This is a genomic window from Janthinobacterium sp. GW822-FHT07H11 (assembly GCF_058798615.1).
This window is the reverse complement of sequence record NZ_CM179507.1, coordinates 5,420,020-5,436,936: the sequence shown is the minus strand read 5'-3', so window position 1 is coordinate 5,436,936 and position 16,917 is coordinate 5,420,020. Positions and strand designations below refer to the sequence as shown.

The 16,917-nt window shown below is 60.7% G+C and carries 19 protein-coding genes; 16 read left to right on the top strand and 3 right to left on the bottom strand.

Annotation, left to right across the window (positions count from 1 at the left end; genetic code table 11):
• Positions 1-176: 176 nt before the first annotated feature.
• A complete protein-coding gene (gene radC, locus AC3RCJ_RS23990; protein ID WP_492963631.1) occupies positions 177-851 on the bottom strand; it encodes a RadC family protein in 675 nt (224 codons plus the stop codon).
• A gap of 174 nt (positions 852-1,025) precedes the next feature.
• Here radC and AC3RCJ_RS23985 point away from each other — a divergent pair, with 174 nt between their 5' ends.
• The 7 genes from AC3RCJ_RS23985 (at position 1,026) to AC3RCJ_RS23955 (ending at position 6,999) form a co-directional block, all read left to right on the top strand.
• Complete coding sequence (locus AC3RCJ_RS23985) at positions 1,026-1,277, top strand: hypothetical protein (protein ID WP_492963633.1); 252 nt, start codon at positions 1,026-1,028, stop codon at positions 1,275-1,277.
• Between the two features lie 334 nt (positions 1,278-1,611).
• Positions 1,612-2,067, top strand: a complete 456-nt coding sequence (locus tag AC3RCJ_RS23980) for an FKBP-type peptidyl-prolyl cis-trans isomerase (RefSeq protein ID WP_492963635.1) — start codon at positions 1,612-1,614, stop codon at positions 2,065-2,067.
• Between the two features lie 11 nt (positions 2,068-2,078).
• Positions 2,079-3,026 carry a 4-hydroxy-3-methylbut-2-enyl diphosphate reductase gene (gene ispH, locus AC3RCJ_RS23975; RefSeq protein ID WP_492963637.1) on the top strand — a complete coding sequence of 316 codons (948 nt, stop codon included), beginning with the start codon at positions 2,079-2,081 and terminating at the stop codon, positions 3,024-3,026.
• A 300-nt stretch (positions 3,027-3,326) separates the two neighbouring features.
• Complete coding sequence (locus AC3RCJ_RS23970) at positions 3,327-4,256, top strand: branched-chain amino acid ABC transporter permease (protein ID WP_492963639.1); 930 nt, start codon at positions 3,327-3,329, stop codon at positions 4,254-4,256.
• 21 nt (positions 4,257-4,277) lie between these two features.
• Positions 4,278-5,495, top strand: coding sequence for an ABC transporter permease subunit (locus AC3RCJ_RS23965; RefSeq protein WP_492963641.1), 1,218 nt, complete (start codon positions 4,278-4,280; stop codon positions 5,493-5,495).
• A 14-nt stretch (positions 5,496-5,509) separates the two neighbouring features.
• Positions 5,510-6,283: an ABC transporter ATP-binding protein gene (locus tag AC3RCJ_RS23960; protein WP_492963643.1), complete on the top strand. Its 774-nt coding sequence runs from the start codon at positions 5,510-5,512 to the stop codon at positions 6,281-6,283.
• Positions 6,280-6,999 (top strand): ABC transporter ATP-binding protein, encoded by a 720-nt coding sequence (locus AC3RCJ_RS23955; protein ID WP_492963645.1) that lies wholly within the window; start codon positions 6,280-6,282, stop codon positions 6,997-6,999. Before AC3RCJ_RS23960 ends, AC3RCJ_RS23955 begins: the two co-directional genes overlap by 4 nt.
• A gap of 120 nt (positions 7,000-7,119) precedes the next feature.
• Here AC3RCJ_RS23955 and phaP read toward each other — a convergent pair whose 3' ends face one another.
• Entirely contained in the window at positions 7,120-7,683 is a 564-nt protein-coding gene (gene phaP / locus AC3RCJ_RS23950; protein WP_492963647.1) for a TIGR01841 family phasin, read from the bottom strand.
• A gap of 349 nt (positions 7,684-8,032) precedes the next feature.
• On the opposite strand from phaP, the gene AC3RCJ_RS23945 reads away from it, so the two are divergent.
• The 3 genes from AC3RCJ_RS23945 to pbpG all read left to right on the top strand — a co-directional run bounded on the left by AC3RCJ_RS23945 (position 8,033) and on the right by pbpG (position 10,956).
• Positions 8,033-8,950, top strand: coding sequence for a DMT family transporter (locus AC3RCJ_RS23945; protein WP_492963649.1), 918 nt, complete (start codon positions 8,033-8,035; stop codon positions 8,948-8,950).
• Positions 8,951-8,985: 35 nt separating this feature from the next.
• Positions 8,986-9,705 carry a nitroreductase gene (locus AC3RCJ_RS23940; RefSeq protein ID WP_492963651.1) on the top strand — a complete coding sequence of 240 codons (720 nt, stop codon included), beginning with the start codon at positions 8,986-8,988 and terminating at the stop codon, positions 9,703-9,705.
• Positions 9,706-9,882: 177 nt separating this feature from the next.
• Complete coding sequence (gene pbpG / locus AC3RCJ_RS23935; protein WP_492963653.1) at positions 9,883-10,956, top strand: D-alanyl-D-alanine endopeptidase; 1,074 nt, start codon at positions 9,883-9,885, stop codon at positions 10,954-10,956.
• A 153-nt stretch (positions 10,957-11,109) separates the two neighbouring features.
• Here pbpG and AC3RCJ_RS23930 read toward each other — a convergent pair whose 3' ends face one another.
• The gene (locus AC3RCJ_RS23930) at positions 11,110-11,889 is read right to left on the bottom strand and encodes an IclR family transcriptional regulator (protein ID WP_046685991.1); all 780 of its coding nucleotides are present in this window, start codon (positions 11,887-11,889) and stop codon (positions 11,110-11,112) included.
• A 154-nt stretch (positions 11,890-12,043) separates the two neighbouring features.
• On the opposite strand from AC3RCJ_RS23930, the gene AC3RCJ_RS23925 reads away from it, so the two are divergent.
• The 6 genes from AC3RCJ_RS23925 (at position 12,044) to cysW (ending at position 16,917) form a co-directional block, all read left to right on the top strand.
• Positions 12,044-12,427 carry a diacylglycerol kinase gene (locus tag AC3RCJ_RS23925; protein ID WP_070281337.1) on the top strand — a complete coding sequence of 128 codons (384 nt, stop codon included), beginning with the start codon at positions 12,044-12,046 and terminating at the stop codon, positions 12,425-12,427.
• 130 nt (positions 12,428-12,557) lie between these two features.
• A complete protein-coding gene (locus AC3RCJ_RS23920; RefSeq protein WP_492963655.1) occupies positions 12,558-13,562 on the top strand; it encodes a sulfate ABC transporter substrate-binding protein in 1,005 nt (334 codons plus the stop codon).
• A gap of 51 nt (positions 13,563-13,613) precedes the next feature.
• On the top strand, positions 13,614-14,180 hold the full coding sequence (locus tag AC3RCJ_RS23915) for an RBBP9/YdeN family alpha/beta hydrolase (protein ID WP_492963657.1): 567 nt from the start codon (positions 13,614-13,616) through the stop codon (positions 14,178-14,180).
• 43 nt (positions 14,181-14,223) lie between these two features.
• Positions 14,224-14,862, top strand: a complete 639-nt coding sequence (locus AC3RCJ_RS23910; protein WP_492963659.1) for a peroxiredoxin — start codon at positions 14,224-14,226, stop codon at positions 14,860-14,862.
• Positions 14,863-15,184: 322 nt separating this feature from the next.
• Positions 15,185-15,994: a sulfate ABC transporter permease subunit CysT gene (cysT, locus tag AC3RCJ_RS23905; RefSeq protein ID WP_492963685.1), complete on the top strand. Its 810-nt coding sequence runs from the start codon at positions 15,185-15,187 to the stop codon at positions 15,992-15,994.
• Positions 15,991-16,917 (top strand): sulfate ABC transporter permease subunit CysW, encoded by a 927-nt coding sequence (gene cysW, locus AC3RCJ_RS23900; protein ID WP_492963661.1) that lies wholly within the window; start codon positions 15,991-15,993, stop codon positions 16,915-16,917. The genes cysT and cysW overlap by 4 nt, the downstream gene beginning before the upstream one ends.

Below are 16,917 nucleotides of genomic sequence, written 5' to 3'. Positions count from 1 at the left end.
ACTTGCGAAAAACAATTGTGTCTTGTTGTTGTGAATAAATTTAACAATTTGACTTTTCCAGGTTTTCATGCGGCGCGCGCTTGTAAACCAGCGTGTTTACTGCTAGATAAGACGCTGGGCCGTGTCACGTATGTCCTTGTTTACACAAGGTTAACTGCGACACTGCCGCGCCGGGACTAGAGTTGCCCGTGTTCGGCGAACGAATGCACCTGGCGCCCGGCCACGACAAAGTGATCGAGGATGCGTACATCGACCAGCGACAGCGCCTGCACCAGCGCGCGCGTCAGCAGCAAGTCCGATTCGCTGGGCTCGGGGCTGCCGGAGGGGTGGTTGTGGGCCAGCATGACGCTGGCCGCGTTGTGCAGCAGCGCCTGCTTGACCACTTCGCGCGGATAGACGCTGGTGTGGGTGAGGGTGCCGCGAAACATTTCCTGCGTGGTGATCAGGCGGTTCTTGACGTCCAAAAACAACACATGGAAGGATTCATGCCCCAGGTTGCCCAGCGCCAGGCGCAGATAGTCTTTGACGGCATGCGGCGTATGCAAGGCCTGGCCGGTCTGCAGGTCCTCGACGATGGCGCGCCGCGCCAGTTCCAGCACGGCTTGCAGCTGGGCGAACTTGGCGCTGCCCATGCCGTGCACGGCGGAAAAACTCACGAGGCTGGCGCCAAACAGTCCCCGCAGCGAGCCGAAGTGCTCGACCGTGTCGCGCGCCAGTTGCACCGCGCTCTTGCCGCGCACGCCAGTGCGCAGGAACACGGCCAGCAATTCCGCGTCCGACAGCGAGTGCGCGCCATCCTCGATCAGGCGTTCGCGCGGCCGTTCGCTGGCCGGCCAATCCTTGATACCCATGCTGTACTCCCTCGTCGCGCCTTGCGGGGTTTGCCAGTGATAAATCCGAGACCGGCCAGTGCCGTGATCGCCGGTCTCACACTGCATTATCGTCATGACGCAGCGTGCCGTACTGATATGGGCCTAAGACGCGCTGTGGCGGACGTATCGGCATGAGTTGCCACGCAGTTGATTTTGACCTTGACGCCCGGCGTGCAATTCGAGCGCTTCCGCGATGGTTTTGCCATCGATGGTCAGCGTTATATCGATCCGGAAGGCAAGATCACGAGCGACGGTTTCGATGCGCAGTCGGGCGATCTGGCGTATCTGGCGGAAACCCGTCCCGGTGAATCGGTGGTGAAGGTCGGCCGCGCACTGTCCAATGCCGATCCGATGACCATCGCCACGGCACAAAAGCAGGGGCGTTGTGGCAAGTCACCACGGTGACGGGCAAAAAGTTCAACGGCGACCGCCTGATGCCGTCGTCGCGCGGCTGCGTGATGCCCGCACAATACGGGATTCCGTTAACTTCCCGGCCATGGCACGACGACTATCATCGCGCCCGAGGCAGGACGTGGCCGCCTTGCTCGACAGCCTGCCCAATGCTGCCGAGGCTGCTGCCAACGGATCCTTGCCCTTCAAGCGGGTGCTGCCGCGCGCCTGCCTGCCCAGTTTCCCTGTTTCTGGTGCGCGGACCCGCTCTTCTTTGACGATGCCATGGGGCAGGCGCAGCCAGTGTGGCTTACAATATCGTTTTGCACCAGCTACTTGAAAACTCACTATGTCCAACGAGCAACCAGCAGTCGTCACCGAAGCGGCTTACCTCACCCTGCATTATCGTCTTGCCACGGTGGACGGGACTGATATTGTCACCACCTTCAACGGCAATCCCGCGACCCTGATGCTGGGACAGGGCCAGCTGGCGCCCTTCCTCGAGCAGCGCCTGCTGGGCTTGCCTGAAGGCACGCACCAGACCTTCGAGCTGGCCGCCGGCGAAGGCTTTGGCGAACGCAATCCCGAGCTGGTGCAGTCGGTCTCGCGCGCCACCCTGGACGAGAACTCCGTACCGGGCGCCGACTACAAGATCGGCGACCTGGTCGACTTCGCCGCGCCGGGCGGCGGCCGCTTTGCCGGCGTGCTGCGCGAAATGCGCGACGATTCGGCCCTGTTCGACTTCAACCATCCGCTGGCCGGCCAGCCGCTGCGTTTTGAAGTCCAACTCATCTCGGTGCTGTAAGGAGGCAAGCGATGGACAAGGAACTGTTACTGGCCCAGCCCCGCGGCTTTTGCGCTGGCGTCGACCGGGCGATCGAAATCGTCGAGCGTGCCCTGCAGCAATTTGGCGCACCGATCTACGTGCGCCATGAAATCGTCCATAACGCCTACGTGGTGGCCGATTTGCGCAACAAGGGCGCCATCTTCATCGACGACCTCGATGACGTACCTGCTGGCAATACCCTCGTGTTTTCCGCCCATGGCGTGTCGAAAGCCGTGCGCGCCGAGGCGGAAGCGCGCGGCCTGAGCATTTTTGACGCCACCTGCCCGCTGGTGACCAAGGTGCACATGGAAGTGGGCAAGATGCGCCGCGAAGGGCGCGAGATCATCATGATCGGCCACGACGGCCATCCCGAGGTGGAAGGCACGATGGGCCAGGCCGACATGGGCATGCATCTGGTGGAAACGCTGGACGACGTGGCCACCTTGCAGGTCGCCAATCCGGACAGCCTGGCCTATGTTTCGCAAACAACGTTGTCAGTTGACGACACTCGCGACATTATCGCGGCCCTGAAACAGAAATATCCGAATATTTCTGAGCCGAAAAAAGGCGATATTTGCTACGCCACCACGAACCGCCAGGAAGCCGTGAAATTCATGGCCCCGCAAGTGGAACTGGTGATCGTCGTCGGCAGTCCGAACAGTTCGAATTCGAACCGTTTGCGCGAAGTGGCAGAGAAGATGGGCACGCCCGCCTACATGGTCGATAATGCCTCGCAGATCGATCCAGCCTGGCTGGAAGGCAAGTTGCGCGTGGGCGTGACGGCTGGCGCCTCGGCGCCCGAGGTGCTGGTGCAGGCCGTCATCGACCGCTTGAAAGAGTGCGGCGTGAAAAGCGTGCGGCCCCTCGATGGCGTGCAGGAAGCCGTGACTTTCCCCATGCCGAAAGGCCTCGATGGCATCAAGCGCGACGTCGCCTGAGTGCCGTGCGCGTGAGTATTAGTGAGAATGTCGCGTAAAAACTGAATTTAATTTGGAAATAGTCTATTTATTCCAAGTTTAGTTTTCGCAAAAGATCGTTATGATTGCCTCAAGCTTGAATATGTTGTCGTTATAGCCAAGTACGGTCACGCCTGTTTTCAGTGCGTGCACCAAGCTGGCGAGAACGGTCCAGGGATGGCACTGCAGGAAATTTTCCTCCGGTGCCGTTTTTGTATCAGCGGCAAGGGTTCAAGCGGAAGTTGTTCCCGAAAAATGCATATTTGATAGGGCAATCTGACCATGGATACATTCATCCAGCAAATCATCAATGGCTTGGTGCTGGGCAGCATGTATGCCTTAGTCGCTCTCGGCTACACGATGGTGTACGGTGTCCTGAACCTGATCAACTTCGCCCATGGCGACGTGCTCATGATCGGCGCCATGGTAGGCTTGAGCATCCTCAAGCTGCTGGGCATCTACGTGCCCGACTGGCCAGGCTATTTGAAACTGGCCACCGCCATCCTCGGCGCCATTCCCATCTGTATCCTGGTCAATATCCTCATCGAGCGGGTCGCCTACCGCCGCCTGCGCAACGCCCCCCGCCTCGCTCCCCTGATCACCGCCATCGGCGTGTCCATCCTGCTGCAGACCTTTGCCATGATGATCTGGACGCGCAATCCCTTGCCTTTCCCGCAACTGCTGTCGACCGACCCCATTAATGTGGGCGGCGCCGTCATTTCGCAAACGCAAGTGCTGCTGCTGGCCCTGGCCGCGCTCTCCATGGGTGGATTGGTCTTGCTGGTGGAAAAAACCAGGATGGGCCGCGCCATGCGCGCCACGGCGGAAAACCCCCGCGTGGCGGGTCTCATGGGCGTCGATTCCGACAAGGTCATCGTCGCCACGTTTGCCATCGGCGCCGCGCTGGCGGCCGTGGCGGGTGTGATGTGGGGTGCCAACTATGCCTCGATCCAGTTTTCCATGGGGGCCATTCCCGGCCTGAAGGCCTTCTGCGCGGCCGTGCTGGGCGGCATCGGCAATATCTATGGCGCCATGATAGGCGGTATCTTGCTGGGCATTATAGAGAGCCTGGGCGCCGGCTATATCGGCGACATCACGGGCGGTTTCCTGGGCAGCCACTACCAGGATATCTTTGCCTTCGTCGTGCTGATCATCGTGCTGACCCTGCGCCCGTCCGGCATCATGGGCGAACGCGTGGCCGACCGTGCCTGATGTGACACTGGGAGATTAATCATGGCACTACTCGATTTCGACGCAAAAAAGAATCCCGCCAAGGCCTACGCCGGCATGCTGGGCCTGGCCGCGCTGCTGATGGTGTTCCCGTTTTTTGCCGCGCAGTTCGGCAACTCGTGGGTGCGCATCATCGACATGGCCTTGCTGTACATCATGCTGGCCCTGGGCCTGAACATCGTCGTCGGCTTCGCCGGCCTGCTCGACCTCGGCTACATCGCGTTTTATGCCGTGGGCGCCTACCTGACGGCCCTGCTGGCCTCGCCCCAGTTCGCCATCCTGCTCGAATCGGTGGTGAACCAGTATCCGGTGCTGGGCGCAACCCTGGTGCAGCTGATGGGGCCGGAAATCCGCGAGAACGGCATTCATTTGTCGATCTGGCTCATCGTGCCGCTGGCCGCCGCGGTAGCGGGCCTGTTCGGCGCCCTGCTGGGCGCGCCGACGCTCAAGCTGCGCGGCGACTATCTGGCCATCGTGACCCTGGGCTTTGGCGAGATCATCCGTATCTTCATGAACAATTTGAACGACCCGATCAATTTCACGAATGGTCCGCAAGGCATCAATTTGATCGATCCGATCCGCATCTTCGGCGTCAACCTGGCGGGCGAGGCGGGCACCAACAGCACCGTCACGGTGGCCGGTTTTTCCATGCCGTCCGTGAACGCCTATTATTTTCTATTCCTCTTCCTGTGCATCGCCGTCGTGTTCGTCACCAAGCGGCTGCAGCATTCGCGCCTGGGCCGCGCCTGGGTCGCCATCCGCGAAGACGAGATCGCCGCCAAGGCCATGGGCATCAACACGCGCAACGTGAAATTGCTGGCCTTTTCCATGGGCGCCTCGTTCGGCGGCGTGGCCGGCGCCATGTTTGCCTCGTTCCAGGGCTTTGTCTCGCCGGAATCGTTCTCGCTGACGGAATCGATCGCCGTGCTGGCCATGGTGGTGCTGGGCGGCATCGGCCACATTCCGGGCGTGATCCTGGGCGGCGTGATCCTGGCATCCATTCCCGAAGTGCTGCGCCACGTGGTGGAGCCGGCCCAGCAGGCGCTGTTCGGCCACGTGGTGATCGAGGCGGAAGTATTGCGCCAGTTGCTGTACGGCCTGGCCATGGTATTGATCATGCTCAATCGCCCAGCGGGCCTGTGGCCGTCGCCCAAGCACGAGGACCGGCCCGACCACGATGTCGACCAGCCCAATAAATCCACCGGCGTCGTGTCCGCTTAAGGGGAGGAAACACCATGAGCGAACAGATCATTCTCAATATCGCCGGCGTAAATAAACGTTTTGGCGGCCTGCAGGCGCTGACCGACGTGGGCATTACCATCCGGCAAGGCCAGATCTATGGCTTGATCGGACCGAACGGCGCTGGCAAGACCACTTTCTTTAACGTCATCACGGGCTTGTACCAGCCCGACACGGGCACCTTCGAGCTGGCCGGCAAGCCGTACTCGCCGTCGGCGCCGCACAAGGTGGCCAAGGCGGGCATTGCGCGCACCTTCCAGAACATCCGCCTGTTCGGCGACATGACGGCGCTGGAAAACGTCATGGTGGGGCGCCACGTGCGCTCGCACCAGGGCGTGTTCGGCGCCATTTTCCGCCACAGGGCGGCGCGCGAGGAAGAGGCGGCTATCCGCCGGCGCGCCATGGAACTGCTCGATTTCGTCGGCATCGCCCAGTTCGCCAGCCGCACGGCGCGCTTCTTGTCGTACGGCGACCAGCGGCGCCTGGAAATCGCCCGCGCGCTGGCCACCGATCCCACCCTGCTGGCCCTGGACGAGCCGGCGGCCGGCATGAATGCCACGGAAAAGCTGGCCCTGCGCGAATTGCTGGTAAAAATCAAGGCCGAAGGCAAGACCGTGCTGTTGATCGAGCACGACGTGAAACTGATGATGGGGCTGTGCGACCGCATCACGGTGCTCGAATATGGCAAGCGCATCGCGGAAGGCTTGCCGGCCGAAATACAACAAAACCCGGCCGTCATCGAGGCTTACCTGGGGGGATCGCACGCATGAGCAATATATTGAAGGTGGCGGGCCTGCACGTGGCTTACGGCGGCATCAAGGCGGTGAAAGGCATCGACCTGGAAGTCAACGAGGGCGAACTGATCGCCCTGATCGGCGCGAATGGCGCCGGCAAGACGACGACCCTGAAAGCCATCACCGGCACCTTGCCGGCCTGCAAGGTCGAGGGGACGATCAGCTACCTGGGCGAGTCGCTCAAGGGCACGAAGTCGTTCCACCTGGTGGAAAAAAAACTGGCCATGGTGCCGGAAGGGCGGGGCGTGTTTACGCGCATGTCGATCCGCGAAAACCTCATGATGGGCGCCTACACGCGCACGGACAAGGCCGGTGTCGAGGATGACATTGCCAAGTGGTTCGACGTGTTCCCGCGCCTGAAGGAGCGGGCGGCGCAGATGGCCGGCACCCTGTCGGGCGGCGAACAGCAGATGCTGGCCATGGCGCGCGCCCTGATGTGCCATCCCAGGCTGCTGCTGCTCGACGAGCCGTCGATGGGCCTGTCGCCCATCATGGTGGAGAAAATCTTCGAGGTGATCCGCAAGGTTTCCAGCGAGGGCATCACCATCTTGCTGGTCGAGCAGAATGCCCGCCTGGCCCTGCAGGCGGCGCACCGCGGCTATGTGATGGATTCCGGCCTGGTCACCATGGGCGGCAATGCGGCCGACATGCTCGACGACCCGCGCGTGAAGGCGGCGTATCTGGGCGAGTAGGACGAGGCACGCAAAAAAATACCCCGGCGCAGGCCGGGGCAAGAGACATCCGTGGAGGAGTACAAGGCGGATGCCGGAGGAGCAGGTAGGGCGGGAGCGCCTTGGCGGCCCCTGCTACAATTACTTGGCAGCGCGCGGCACGACTTTTTCAGCCGCTTGCGTGAACTGGTTCACGGCCGATGCCAGGTTGGCTTCGATGGCTTCCACGGCTTGCTTGCTGGTCTTCGTGAATTGCTCGTAACCTGCGTTGGCATTGCCGATCGCGCTTTTGAAGATGGCCACTGCGTTTTCCGAGCCGGCTGGCGCGTTCTTGGTGACTTCTTCGACCAGCGAGATGACCTTGCGGTTCGTTTCGGCGATTTGCGATTCAGCCGCTTTGCTGAATTCGGCTTGCGTGCCGGACGTGATGGCAGCCAGGTGACGACCGTAGGCGATGGCCTTTTCGGCGCTAGGCTGGGCTTGGGCAGCGGTCAGCGAGAAAAATTCTTGTGGGTCTTTAGCAGCCAGCAATTGTTTTGCGGCGGCGGTCGATTCTTCCAGCGTGGCCTTGGCGGCGGTCAGGTTCAGTTCGACGATCTTTTCGATGCCTTCGAAGGCCTTGCCCGTCAGCGACGAGAACAGGGCGAACTGGGCTTCCAGGTTGGCTTTGGTAGCGGACGAAAACTGCTCAGGAATTGAAAACATATAAATCTCCAAAATGTTGAAATCTGGTTAATTTGATGCTGCGTGTACCGTTTGGGAAGCAGGTGACTCTAAATTTTCAAGCTGAACAATAAATTGTGCAACGCAACAAACCCTATTCTACGGTTAAAAAAAGTTAAGTCAAGCGAATCTTGTGCGATGCAACAATTGAATAGATTTGGGTCAAAAGCCTTTGTTTCTAAAGAATAATATTTGATTCCTGCGTGTTAATTGTTTGCCGCAAATTGCCTTTTCCACGCCCTGCCGGGACGATCGCGGCGCAGCATGCTAGACTTTGCCTCCCGCACTGGCGCAGCGCACCGGTGCCGACCCCGTTTCCCGAGTTGAAAATATGTCCAATCTTCCCGCCGCGGCTGGCGCCAGCGGCAAAGCCCCCTTTCTCGCCACGCTGACGCCGATGGCCTTGCCTGCGTTCTTCGTGTTGTTATGGAGTACGGGCTTTATCGTCGCCAAGTTCGGCTTGCCGTATGCGCCGCCGCTGACCTTCTTGCTGCTGCGCTTCCTGGGCGTGCTGGTGATCCTGCTGCCGCTGGTGCTGGTATTGCGCGCGCCGTGGCCCGTGGGGCAGTTCCGCCAGATCGCCGTGGCCGGCATTTTGATGCAGGCCGGCTACCTGGCTGGCGTCTGGTGCGCCATCAAGCTGGGCATGCCGGCCGGCCTGTCCGCGCTGATCGTGGGCATGCAGCCCGTGCTGACGGCCTGCGCCGCGCCGCTGATCGGCGAATCCGTGCGCCCGCGCCAGTGGCTGGGCCTGTTTTTCGGCCTGCTGGGCGTGGCCCTGGTCGTGTATGCGAAGATCAACCTCGTGGGCCTGACCGTGGAAAGCGTGCTGCTGTGCGTGTTCGCCCTGCTGTCGATGACGGCCGGCACCATGTATCAAAAACGCCACTGTCCGCAGTTTGACTTGCGCACCGGCACGGTGGTGCAGTTTGCCGCCTCCATCGTGGTGGTGCTGCCGTTCGCCCTGTATTACGAAGGGTTGGACTTGCATTTTAGTAACGTGCAATGGACGGGAAATTTTATTGGTGCCTTGCTGTGGTCGGTACTCGTGCTGTCCATCGGCGCCATCTTCCTGCTGTTCGCCCTGATACGCCGCAGCGACGCGACGAAAGTGACGGGCTTGCTGTACCTGACGCCGCCCACGACGGCCGTCATGGCCTGGCTGATGTTCGGCGAAGCGTTCAATATGCTGGGCATCGCCGGCATGCTGGTGGCCGTGGTCGGCGTAGTGTTTGTTGTCAAGAAATAGTGCATGTAGTGGAAAACCAGCAGGAGAGCCGGGCAGTGAGCAAGCAAGCATCCGAAACACCGTCGACGCGGCAAGCCGTCGATGCGGCCATCCTGTCGCGCCGCTCGATCCGCGCCTTTTTGCCCACGCCGGTGGCGCAGGACGATATCGCGCGCATCCTGGAAGTGGCCGCGCGCGCGCCCTCGGGCGCCAACATGCAGCCGTGGAAAGTCTACGTGCTGTCGGGCGAGGCGCGGCTGCGCCTGTCGCGCCGCATCCTCGCGGCGTATGCGACGCCGACGGCGCCCGAGGCGCCCGCGCGCACGGCCTCGTATACCTATTACCCGCGGCAATGGACGGCGCCCTTCATCGAGCGCCGCCGCAAGATCGGCCTGGACCTGTATCAGCTGCTGGGCCTGGAGCGTGGCGACACGGCCGGCATGGCCGCCCAGCATGGGCGCAATTTCCAGTTTTTCGATGCGCCCGTGGGCCTGATCTTCACCATCGAGCGCGTGCTGGAGCAGGGCTCCTGGCTGGACTACGGCATGTTCTTGCAAAACATCATGCTGGCGGCGCGCGCGCGGGGACTCGATACTTGCCCGCAAGCGGCCTTCATCCATTACCATGACATCATCAGCGATGAGTTGCACTTGCCGGCCAGTGAAATGGTCGTGTGCGGCATGGCCCTCGGCCATGCGGACCCGGACAAGATTGAAAACCGGCTGAGTACGGAACGCGAGCCGCTGTCCGGCTTTGTTAAATTCATGGATGTCTAGTCATGTATAGCGCCATGCACAGGTAAACGGCGGTTTAAGGATGAGTTTGTTTGTCGACGGTCAACGATTTGTCTTTCGTTGCCGCAATAAATACTGTCCCAACTGTTAAATGAGCTTGCGATTACTCTGCATTTCGCTACACTGCAATAAGGCAACAGCTTCACGGGGAATTATCGAATGGCTAAGTTTAAACTTGCGCTGGGTGTCTTGGCTTCCCTGCTGTTTGCGCTGGCGCCGGCTGCGGCCGTGCACGCCAAGGAAGCGAACGGCAAATCCTCGGCCTCCAAGAAACACAACACCAAGAAAGTCAAGGTCGTGCTGCGCAAGGGCGCGACGGCCGCGCCGCGCGAAAAGAGCGTGCGCCGTGTCGTCATGGTGCGCGGCAAACGCAAGGTCATCTATCAAAAAGTCAGCAGCGTGGCCGTGCCCATGGCCGCGCCCATGCCCACCATGGGCGACCTGGCGGGCCTGAACCTGACGCGCGATCCGCTCGACCTCAAGTCGAGCGTGGCGCTGGTGCTGGACCAGGCCAATGCGGAAGTGCTGTTTGAAAAGAATTCCAACGTGGCCCTGCCCATCGCCTCCATCACCAAGATGATGACGGGCCTGGTGGTGGTCGAAGCGCGCCAGGACATGGATGAGCTGCTGACGATCACGGACGACGATGTCGACCGTGCCAAGTTCAGCAGCTCGCGCCTGAAAGTGGGCTCGCAATTGACACGCGCCAATATGCTGCACATCGCCCTGATGAGTTCGGAAAACCGTGCCGCCTCGGCGCTGGGCCGCAACTATCCGGGCGGCTTGCCCGCCTTTGTCGACGCCATGAACAGCAAGGCGCGCCAGCTGGGCATGCTCGATACGCATTACGTCGATTCCAGCGGCCTGTCGAAAATGAACGTGGCCAGCGCGCGCGACCTGGGCAAGCTGGCCATGGCCGCCTTCCGCCATCCGCTGCTGCGCCAGTACTCGACGGACCCGAAAGCCATCGTCGAAGCCAGCGGCCAGCCCATGCAGTTTGGCAATACGAATCACCTGGTGGCCAATCCCGGCTGGGAAATCGGCTTGCAAAAGACGGGTTTCATCAATGAGGCGGGACGTTGCCTGATGATGCAGGCCGTCATCGAAGGACGGGCCGTGATCATGGTCTTCCTTGATTCCAAGGGGAAACAGTCGCGTACGGCCGATGCGGGACGCATGCGCAAGTGGCTGGAAGCACTCAAGCCTGCCAACATGAGCTTGCCCGGCGGTTAATGCAGAGGGTTATCGTTACGACGCCTGACAAAACCGTAGCGAGCGGTAGTGATTTGTGGCTAAGAAGCGCAACCGTACTCTGTACGGGGGCGCCGAGCCGGTGAGCATCGCAGGCCGCAAAGCGCGCCGCGTAGTAGGTTTGGTCAGGCGTTCTCAGTCTTGGGGAATGAATCCCAGTGTGACGGAAATCTGGTTCGCCGTTTCCACCAGGTCCACCAGCCACTCATCCTGCAGGCGGTCGGCGGGGGCCGAGATCGACAGGCCGGCGATCAGCTTGCCCGAGTCGTCGCGAATGCCGGCGGCCATGCAGCGCACGCCCAGTTCCAGCTCTTCATTGTCGCGCGCATAGCCGCGTTCGCGCACCAGGCTCAGCTCGCGCTCGAGCTTTTGCAGATCCGTGATGGAATTCTTGTTGTGCCCGGCCAAGCCCGTGCGCGTGGCATAGGCGCGGATGGCTTTCGGCTCGTCCACGGAAAGGAACAGCTTGCCCGTCGAGGTCAGGTGCAGCGGGCCGCGGCCGCCGATGGCGCGCACCACCTGCATGCCCGAGCGCTCGGAAAACGCGCGGTCGATGTAGACGATCTCGTCGCCCTGGCGCACGGACAGGTTGATCGTCTGCTGGGTTTTCTTGTGCAGCTGGCGCATGAAGTCCAGCGCCGCTTCGCGCACGCTGAGGCGGCTTTTCACCACATTGCCCAGTTCCAGCAGGCGCATGCCCAGGCGGTAGGTGCCCGGTTCGATGCGGTCGACGAAGCGCGTGAGCACCATGTCGTTGAGGATGCGGTGCGCCGTCGACGGATGCAGGCCGGAAACCTTCGATAATTCCTTCAGGCTGACGGGGTCGGAATATTTGGCCAGGGCGTCGAGCAGGGCGACCATGCGCTCGATCACCTGGATCGTCGTCTTCGGGGCTGCGACCGGTTCAATTTTCATGATGGATTTGGTGCAATGCAGTATTCATCCTTCTTTATACCATGATGTGAAAAAATAGTGAAATGTTCCGAGATATAAAGCGATTAAATTGTCACAATCCCTACGCCGCCCGTCATAATGCGTACACCGGATAGGCTTTGAACCATGGAAAACTATGCAACCTGTAAATGAATTCAAGAGTAAAAGCGGCCTGAAACGGATTTTTTCCGCTTTTTTTTATTCGCTGGACGGCTTGAAGGCGGCCTGGCGCCATGAACATGCGTTCCGCCAGGAACTCGGTTTGTTCGTCGTCGGCACGGTGATCGCCTTGCTGCTGCGCATTTCCGCCTTTGAAAAGCTGGTGCTGATCGGCGTGCTGCTGCTGGTCCTCATCGTCGAATTGATCAACTCCGCGCTGGAAGCCGTGGTCGACCGCATCTCGCTCGAGCGCCATCCGCTGTCGAAAAACGCCAAGGACTTCGGCAGCGCCGCCGTGCTGCTGACCTGCATCCTGGCCTTTGCCACCTGGGCCGTGGTGCTGTTCAACCGTTTTTATTAAGCACTAAATCCCCGTTGCACGCCGTCCATATGCGAAAAATGTATATCAAACGGCGAAACGCTTCGTTCTCTTTGCGGCCGTGGCGCCGTACTCTGGTGGCTCTGAAAGTTCAACCATACGGGGATCTTAGATGCTGTCGAAAAAAATCATCATTGCCGCCGCCCTCAGCGCGTTTGCCGTCCTGCAAACGGCGCAGGCTGCCGATATCACCCTGCTCAATGTGTCGTACGACCCGACGCGCGAGCTGTACCAGGATGTGAATACGGCATTTGCCAAGGAGTGGAAGGGCAAGACGGGCGACAACGTCAAGATCAAGCAATCGCATGGCGGTTCCGGCAAGCAGGCGCGCGCCGTCATCGACGGCCTGGAAGCGGATGTGGTCACGCTGGCCCTGGCCTACGACATCGATGCGCTGGCCGAGCACAAGCTGCTGGCCGCCGACTGGCAAAAGCGCCTGACGCACAACAGCTCGCCGTACACCTCGACCATCGTGTTCCTGGTGCGCAAGGGCAACCCGAAAGGCATCAAGGATTGGAACGACCTGATCAAGCCGGGCGTCTCCGTCATCACGCCGAACCCGAAAACCTCGGGCGGCGCCCGCTGGAACCACCTGGCTGCCTGGGGCTACGCCTTGCGTCAGCCGGGCGGCAGCGAAGCCAAGGCCAAGGATTTCCTCGGCAAACTGTATAAAAACGTGCCCGTGCTCGATTCCGGCGCGCGCGGCGCCACCACCACCTTCGTCGAACGGGGCATCGGCGACGTGCTGATCGCCTGGGAAAACGAGGCCTATCTCGCCGTCAAGGAACTGGGCCCGACCAAGTTCGACATCATCACGCCGTCCGTCAGCATCCTGGCCGAGCCGCCCGTGGCCGTCGTCGACAAGTTTGCCGACAAGCACGGTACGCGCAAGGTGGCCGAGGCTTACCTGCACTACCTGTACACGGATGAAGCGCAAGACATCATCGCGAAGAACTACTACCGTCCGGCTACGGACAAGGCGGCCAAGAAATACGCGTCGCAGTTTGCCAAGGTCAACCTGTTCACCATCGAGCAAGTGGCGGGCGGCTGGACGGCGGCGCAGAAGGCGCACTTTGCCGATGGCGGCATCTTCGACCAGATTTATCAACCGAAATAATCAAGCAGGGCAGGCGCAAGCCTGCCTGTGCTGATTTTTGAAGGAACCATCATGGCGCTGCGCAGCTTTTCCGATTACCGGGTACTGATCGTGCCGGGCTTGCATAACAGCGGCCCCGAGCACTGGCAGAGCCGCTGGCAGCGCCTGTATCCGCAATTCGAGCGGGTCGAGCAGGATGACTGGAGCCATCCCGACCTGGCCGCCTGGTCGGCGCGCCTGGACCAGGTGCGGCGCCAGGATGGTCGCCCGACCCTGATCGTCGCCCACAGCTTCGGCTGCCTGACGGCGGCGCACAGCCTGGCCCGCGACCCGCAGGGCGTGGCGGGCGTGCTGCTGGTGGGGCCGGCCGATCCGGACAGGTTCGGCGTGGCCAAGGCCTTGCCGCAAAAGCGCCTGCCGTGTCCCGGCATCCTGATCGCCAGCCGGACGGACCCGTGGATGACGGCCGAGCATGCCACGCAGTGGGCGCGGCGCTGGAATTGCAAGTATATTGATGGTGGAGAACTCGGCCATATCAACGCGGAATCTGGCCTGGGCGACTGGATTTACGGCCAGGCGCAATTGCAGACGCTGTTTGATCTGGCGCAAAGCGACAAACGCCACCGTCAGGCAGCCTGATACGACGAACATCTTCGCTACACAACTTCTCAAGGAGATCACGATGACTTTACGCCTGGGCGATGTCGCCCCTGATTTTGAACAAGACAGCTCCATCGGCACGCTCAAGTTCCACGAGTGGGCGGGCAATTCCTGGGTGGTGCTGTTTTCCCACCCTGCCGACTTCACGCCCGTGTGCACGACGGAATTGGGCCTGACGGCCAAGCTCAAGCCGGAATTCGACAAGCGCAACGTGAAGGCCATCGCCCTGTCCGTGGACGCGGCCGAGGCGCACAAGAGCTGGATCAAGGATATCGAAGAGACGCAAAACACGGTGGTGGGCTTCCCCATCATCGCCGACGTCGACAAGAAAGTGTCGGTGCTGTACGACATGATCCACCCGGAACAGTCCGTCACGGCCACCGTGCGCTCCGTCTTCATCGTCGACCCGAACAAGAAAGTGCGCCTGATCCTCACGTATCCGCTCAGCACGGGCCGCAACTTCGATGAAATCCTGCGCGTCATCGACGCCCTGCAACTGACGGACGGCTACACGGTGGCCACGCCCGGCAACTGGAAGGATGGCGACGACGTCATCATCCCCTTGACCGTGCAAGACCCGGACGTGATCAAGCAGAAATATCCGAAGGGATTTACGGCCGCCAAACCGTACTTGCGCTTGACGCCGCAGCCCAACAAGTAAGAGCACCGAAAAAACGTCCATGGCGTTGTGGCATTGCCTCGCCGTACATTCGTACTGTCTTCGGCAACGCGCCTCGCCCTGAACGTTTTATTCGGCACTCTTGTTCCTAAAAAACGCACCTCGCCGGTGCGTTTTTTTTCGTCCATGGATTCCGCCGGCAAGTATGCAAAATCCATCTAAGCAAATGAGAAATGGTTAGTTCTTTTTATAACGGTTGCATGTGATTATTGCGCCCTATAACTCAAAAATGTAATAAGAAGGGGTTTCTATGTCTGCAGCATCAGCAGCACCGTTCAAGGCGCGCGGCGCGCCGTTTCGGGTCATGCCGGGGTTTAAGCTGTCACTGGGCTTCACGCTCTTTTACCTGGCCCTGATCGTCCTCATCCCGCTGTCGTCGGTGTTCCTGAAGACCTTCACCATGACATGGGACGCCTTCTTCAGCGCCGTCACGTCCGAGCGCGTGATGGCCTCGTACCGGCTGACCTTCGGCGCCTCGCTGATCGCCGCCTTCCTCAACGTGATATTCGGCGGCATCCTGGCCTGGGTGCTGGTGCGCTACAAGTTTCCCGGCAAGCGCATCATCGATGCACTGGTCGACTTGCCGTTCGCCTTGCCGACGGCCGTGGCCGGCATCACCCTGACGGCTTTGTATTCGTCGAACGGCTGGTTCGGCCAGTTCATCGAAGGCGTGCTGGGCATCAAGGTGGCGTTCACGCCGCTGGGCGTGGTGGTGGCGCTGACCTTCATCGGCTTGCCCTTCGTCGTGCGCACCGTGCAACCGGTGCTGGAAGACGCGGAAAAGGAGCTGGAAGAGGCGGCCGCCAGCCTCGGTGCTTCCTCGTTGCAAACGTTTATCCGCGTCATCTTCCCCACGATTTTACCCTCCTTGCTGACGGGCTTTGCGCTGGCCTTTGCCCGCGCCACGGGCGAGTACGGTTCGGTGATCTTTATCGCCGGCAATATGCCGATGGTGTCGGAAATCACGCCGCTGTTCATTATTACCAAATTGGAACAATACGATTACGCGGGCGCCACGGCCATCGCCGTGGTGATGCTGGTGGCTTCCTTCCTGCTGCTGTTGACGATTAACCTGCTGCAAGCATGGACGCGCGGAAAGGCGAAGAAATCATGAGTACGAATATGACTGCCATCACCAAGGTAGACGATGCGCTGCCGAAGGCACGCCGCTTCGAGCCGAACGTCGGCCCCGTCGTGCTCGAACCCTTGTGGGTGCGCACGGTATTGATCAGCATCGCCCTGCTGTTCCTGACGGCGTTCCTCATCGTGCCCCTGGTGGCCGTGTTTGCGGAAGCGTTCAAGAAGGGCTGGGAAGCGTATATCGCCGCCATCATCGACCCGGACGCGATTTCCGCCATCAAGTTGACCTTGATCACGGCCGCCATCGCCGTGCCGCTGAACCTGGTCTTTGGCGTGGCCGCTTCCTGGTGCATCGCCAAGTTCGAATTCCGCGGCAAGAGCATTTTATTGACCCTGATCGACTTGCCGTTTTCCGTCTCGCCCGTGATTTCCGGCCTGATCTATGTGCTGATGTTTGGCGCCCAGGGCTGGTTCGGCCCGTGGCTGCAGGCGCATGACATCAAGATTTTGTTTGCCGTGCCCGGCATCGTGCTGGCCACCATCTTCATTACTTTTCCCTTCGTGGCGCGCGAACTGATCCCGCTGATGCAGTCGCAGGGCAGCGAAGAGGAAGAAGCCGCCATCGTGCTGGGCGCCTCGGGCTGGAACACTTTCCGCAGAGTCACTTTGCCAAATATCAAGTGGGGCTTGCTGTATGGCGTGATCCTGTGTAATGCCCGCGCCATGGGCGAGTTCGGCGCCGTGTCCGTGGTCTCCGGCCACATCCGCGGCGAAACGAACACCATGCCCTTGCAGGTGGAGATTCTGTACAACGAGTACAACTTCGCCGCCGCGTTTGCCGTCGCCTCCCTGCTGGCCTTGCTGGCGCTGGTGACCCTGGCCCTGAAAGCCTTTATTGAGTGGCGTTTGAACGAGAGCGACGCCGACGATTCCGCCTTACGTTCCACGGAGCACTGA

Bases quoted from the DNA above. Each gene is read 5' to 3' on its own strand.
- radC (WP_492963631.1), bottom strand. From the start codon at position 851: ATGGGTATCAAGGATTGGCCGGCCAGCGAACGGCCGCGCGAACGCCTG.
- AC3RCJ_RS23980 (WP_492963635.1), top strand. From the start codon at position 1,612: ATGTCCAACGAGCAACCAGCAGTCGTCACCGAAGCGGCTTACCTCACC.
- ispH (WP_492963637.1), top strand. From the start codon at position 2,079: ATGGACAAGGAACTGTTACTGGCCCAGCCCCGCGGCTTTTGCGCTGGC.
- AC3RCJ_RS23970 (WP_492963639.1), top strand. From the start codon at position 3,327: ATGGATACATTCATCCAGCAAATCATCAATGGCTTGGTGCTGGGCAGC.
- AC3RCJ_RS23965 (WP_492963641.1), top strand. From the start codon at position 4,278: ATGGCACTACTCGATTTCGACGCAAAAAAGAATCCCGCCAAGGCCTAC.
- AC3RCJ_RS23960 (WP_492963643.1), top strand. From the start codon at position 5,510: ATGAGCGAACAGATCATTCTCAATATCGCCGGCGTAAATAAACGTTTT.
- AC3RCJ_RS23955 (WP_492963645.1), top strand. From the start codon at position 6,280: ATGAGCAATATATTGAAGGTGGCGGGCCTGCACGTGGCTTACGGCGGC.
- phaP (WP_492963647.1), bottom strand. From the start codon at position 7,683: ATGTTTTCAATTCCTGAGCAGTTTTCGTCCGCTACCAAAGCCAACCTG.
- AC3RCJ_RS23945 (WP_492963649.1), top strand. From the start codon at position 8,033: ATGTCCAATCTTCCCGCCGCGGCTGGCGCCAGCGGCAAAGCCCCCTTT.
- pbpG (WP_492963653.1), top strand. From the start codon at position 9,883: ATGGCTAAGTTTAAACTTGCGCTGGGTGTCTTGGCTTCCCTGCTGTTT.
- AC3RCJ_RS23930 (WP_046685991.1), bottom strand. From the start codon at position 11,889: ATGAAAATTGAACCGGTCGCAGCCCCGAAGACGACGATCCAGGTGATC.
- AC3RCJ_RS23925 (WP_070281337.1), top strand. From the start codon at position 12,044: ATGCAACCTGTAAATGAATTCAAGAGTAAAAGCGGCCTGAAACGGATT.
- AC3RCJ_RS23920 (WP_492963655.1), top strand. From the start codon at position 12,558: ATGCTGTCGAAAAAAATCATCATTGCCGCCGCCCTCAGCGCGTTTGCC.
- AC3RCJ_RS23915 (WP_492963657.1), top strand. From the start codon at position 13,614: ATGGCGCTGCGCAGCTTTTCCGATTACCGGGTACTGATCGTGCCGGGC.
- AC3RCJ_RS23910 (WP_492963659.1), top strand. From the start codon at position 14,224: ATGACTTTACGCCTGGGCGATGTCGCCCCTGATTTTGAACAAGACAGC.
- cysT (WP_492963685.1), top strand. From the start codon at position 15,185: ATGCCGGGGTTTAAGCTGTCACTGGGCTTCACGCTCTTTTACCTGGCC.
- cysW (WP_492963661.1), top strand. From the start codon at position 15,991: ATGAGTACGAATATGACTGCCATCACCAAGGTAGACGATGCGCTGCCG.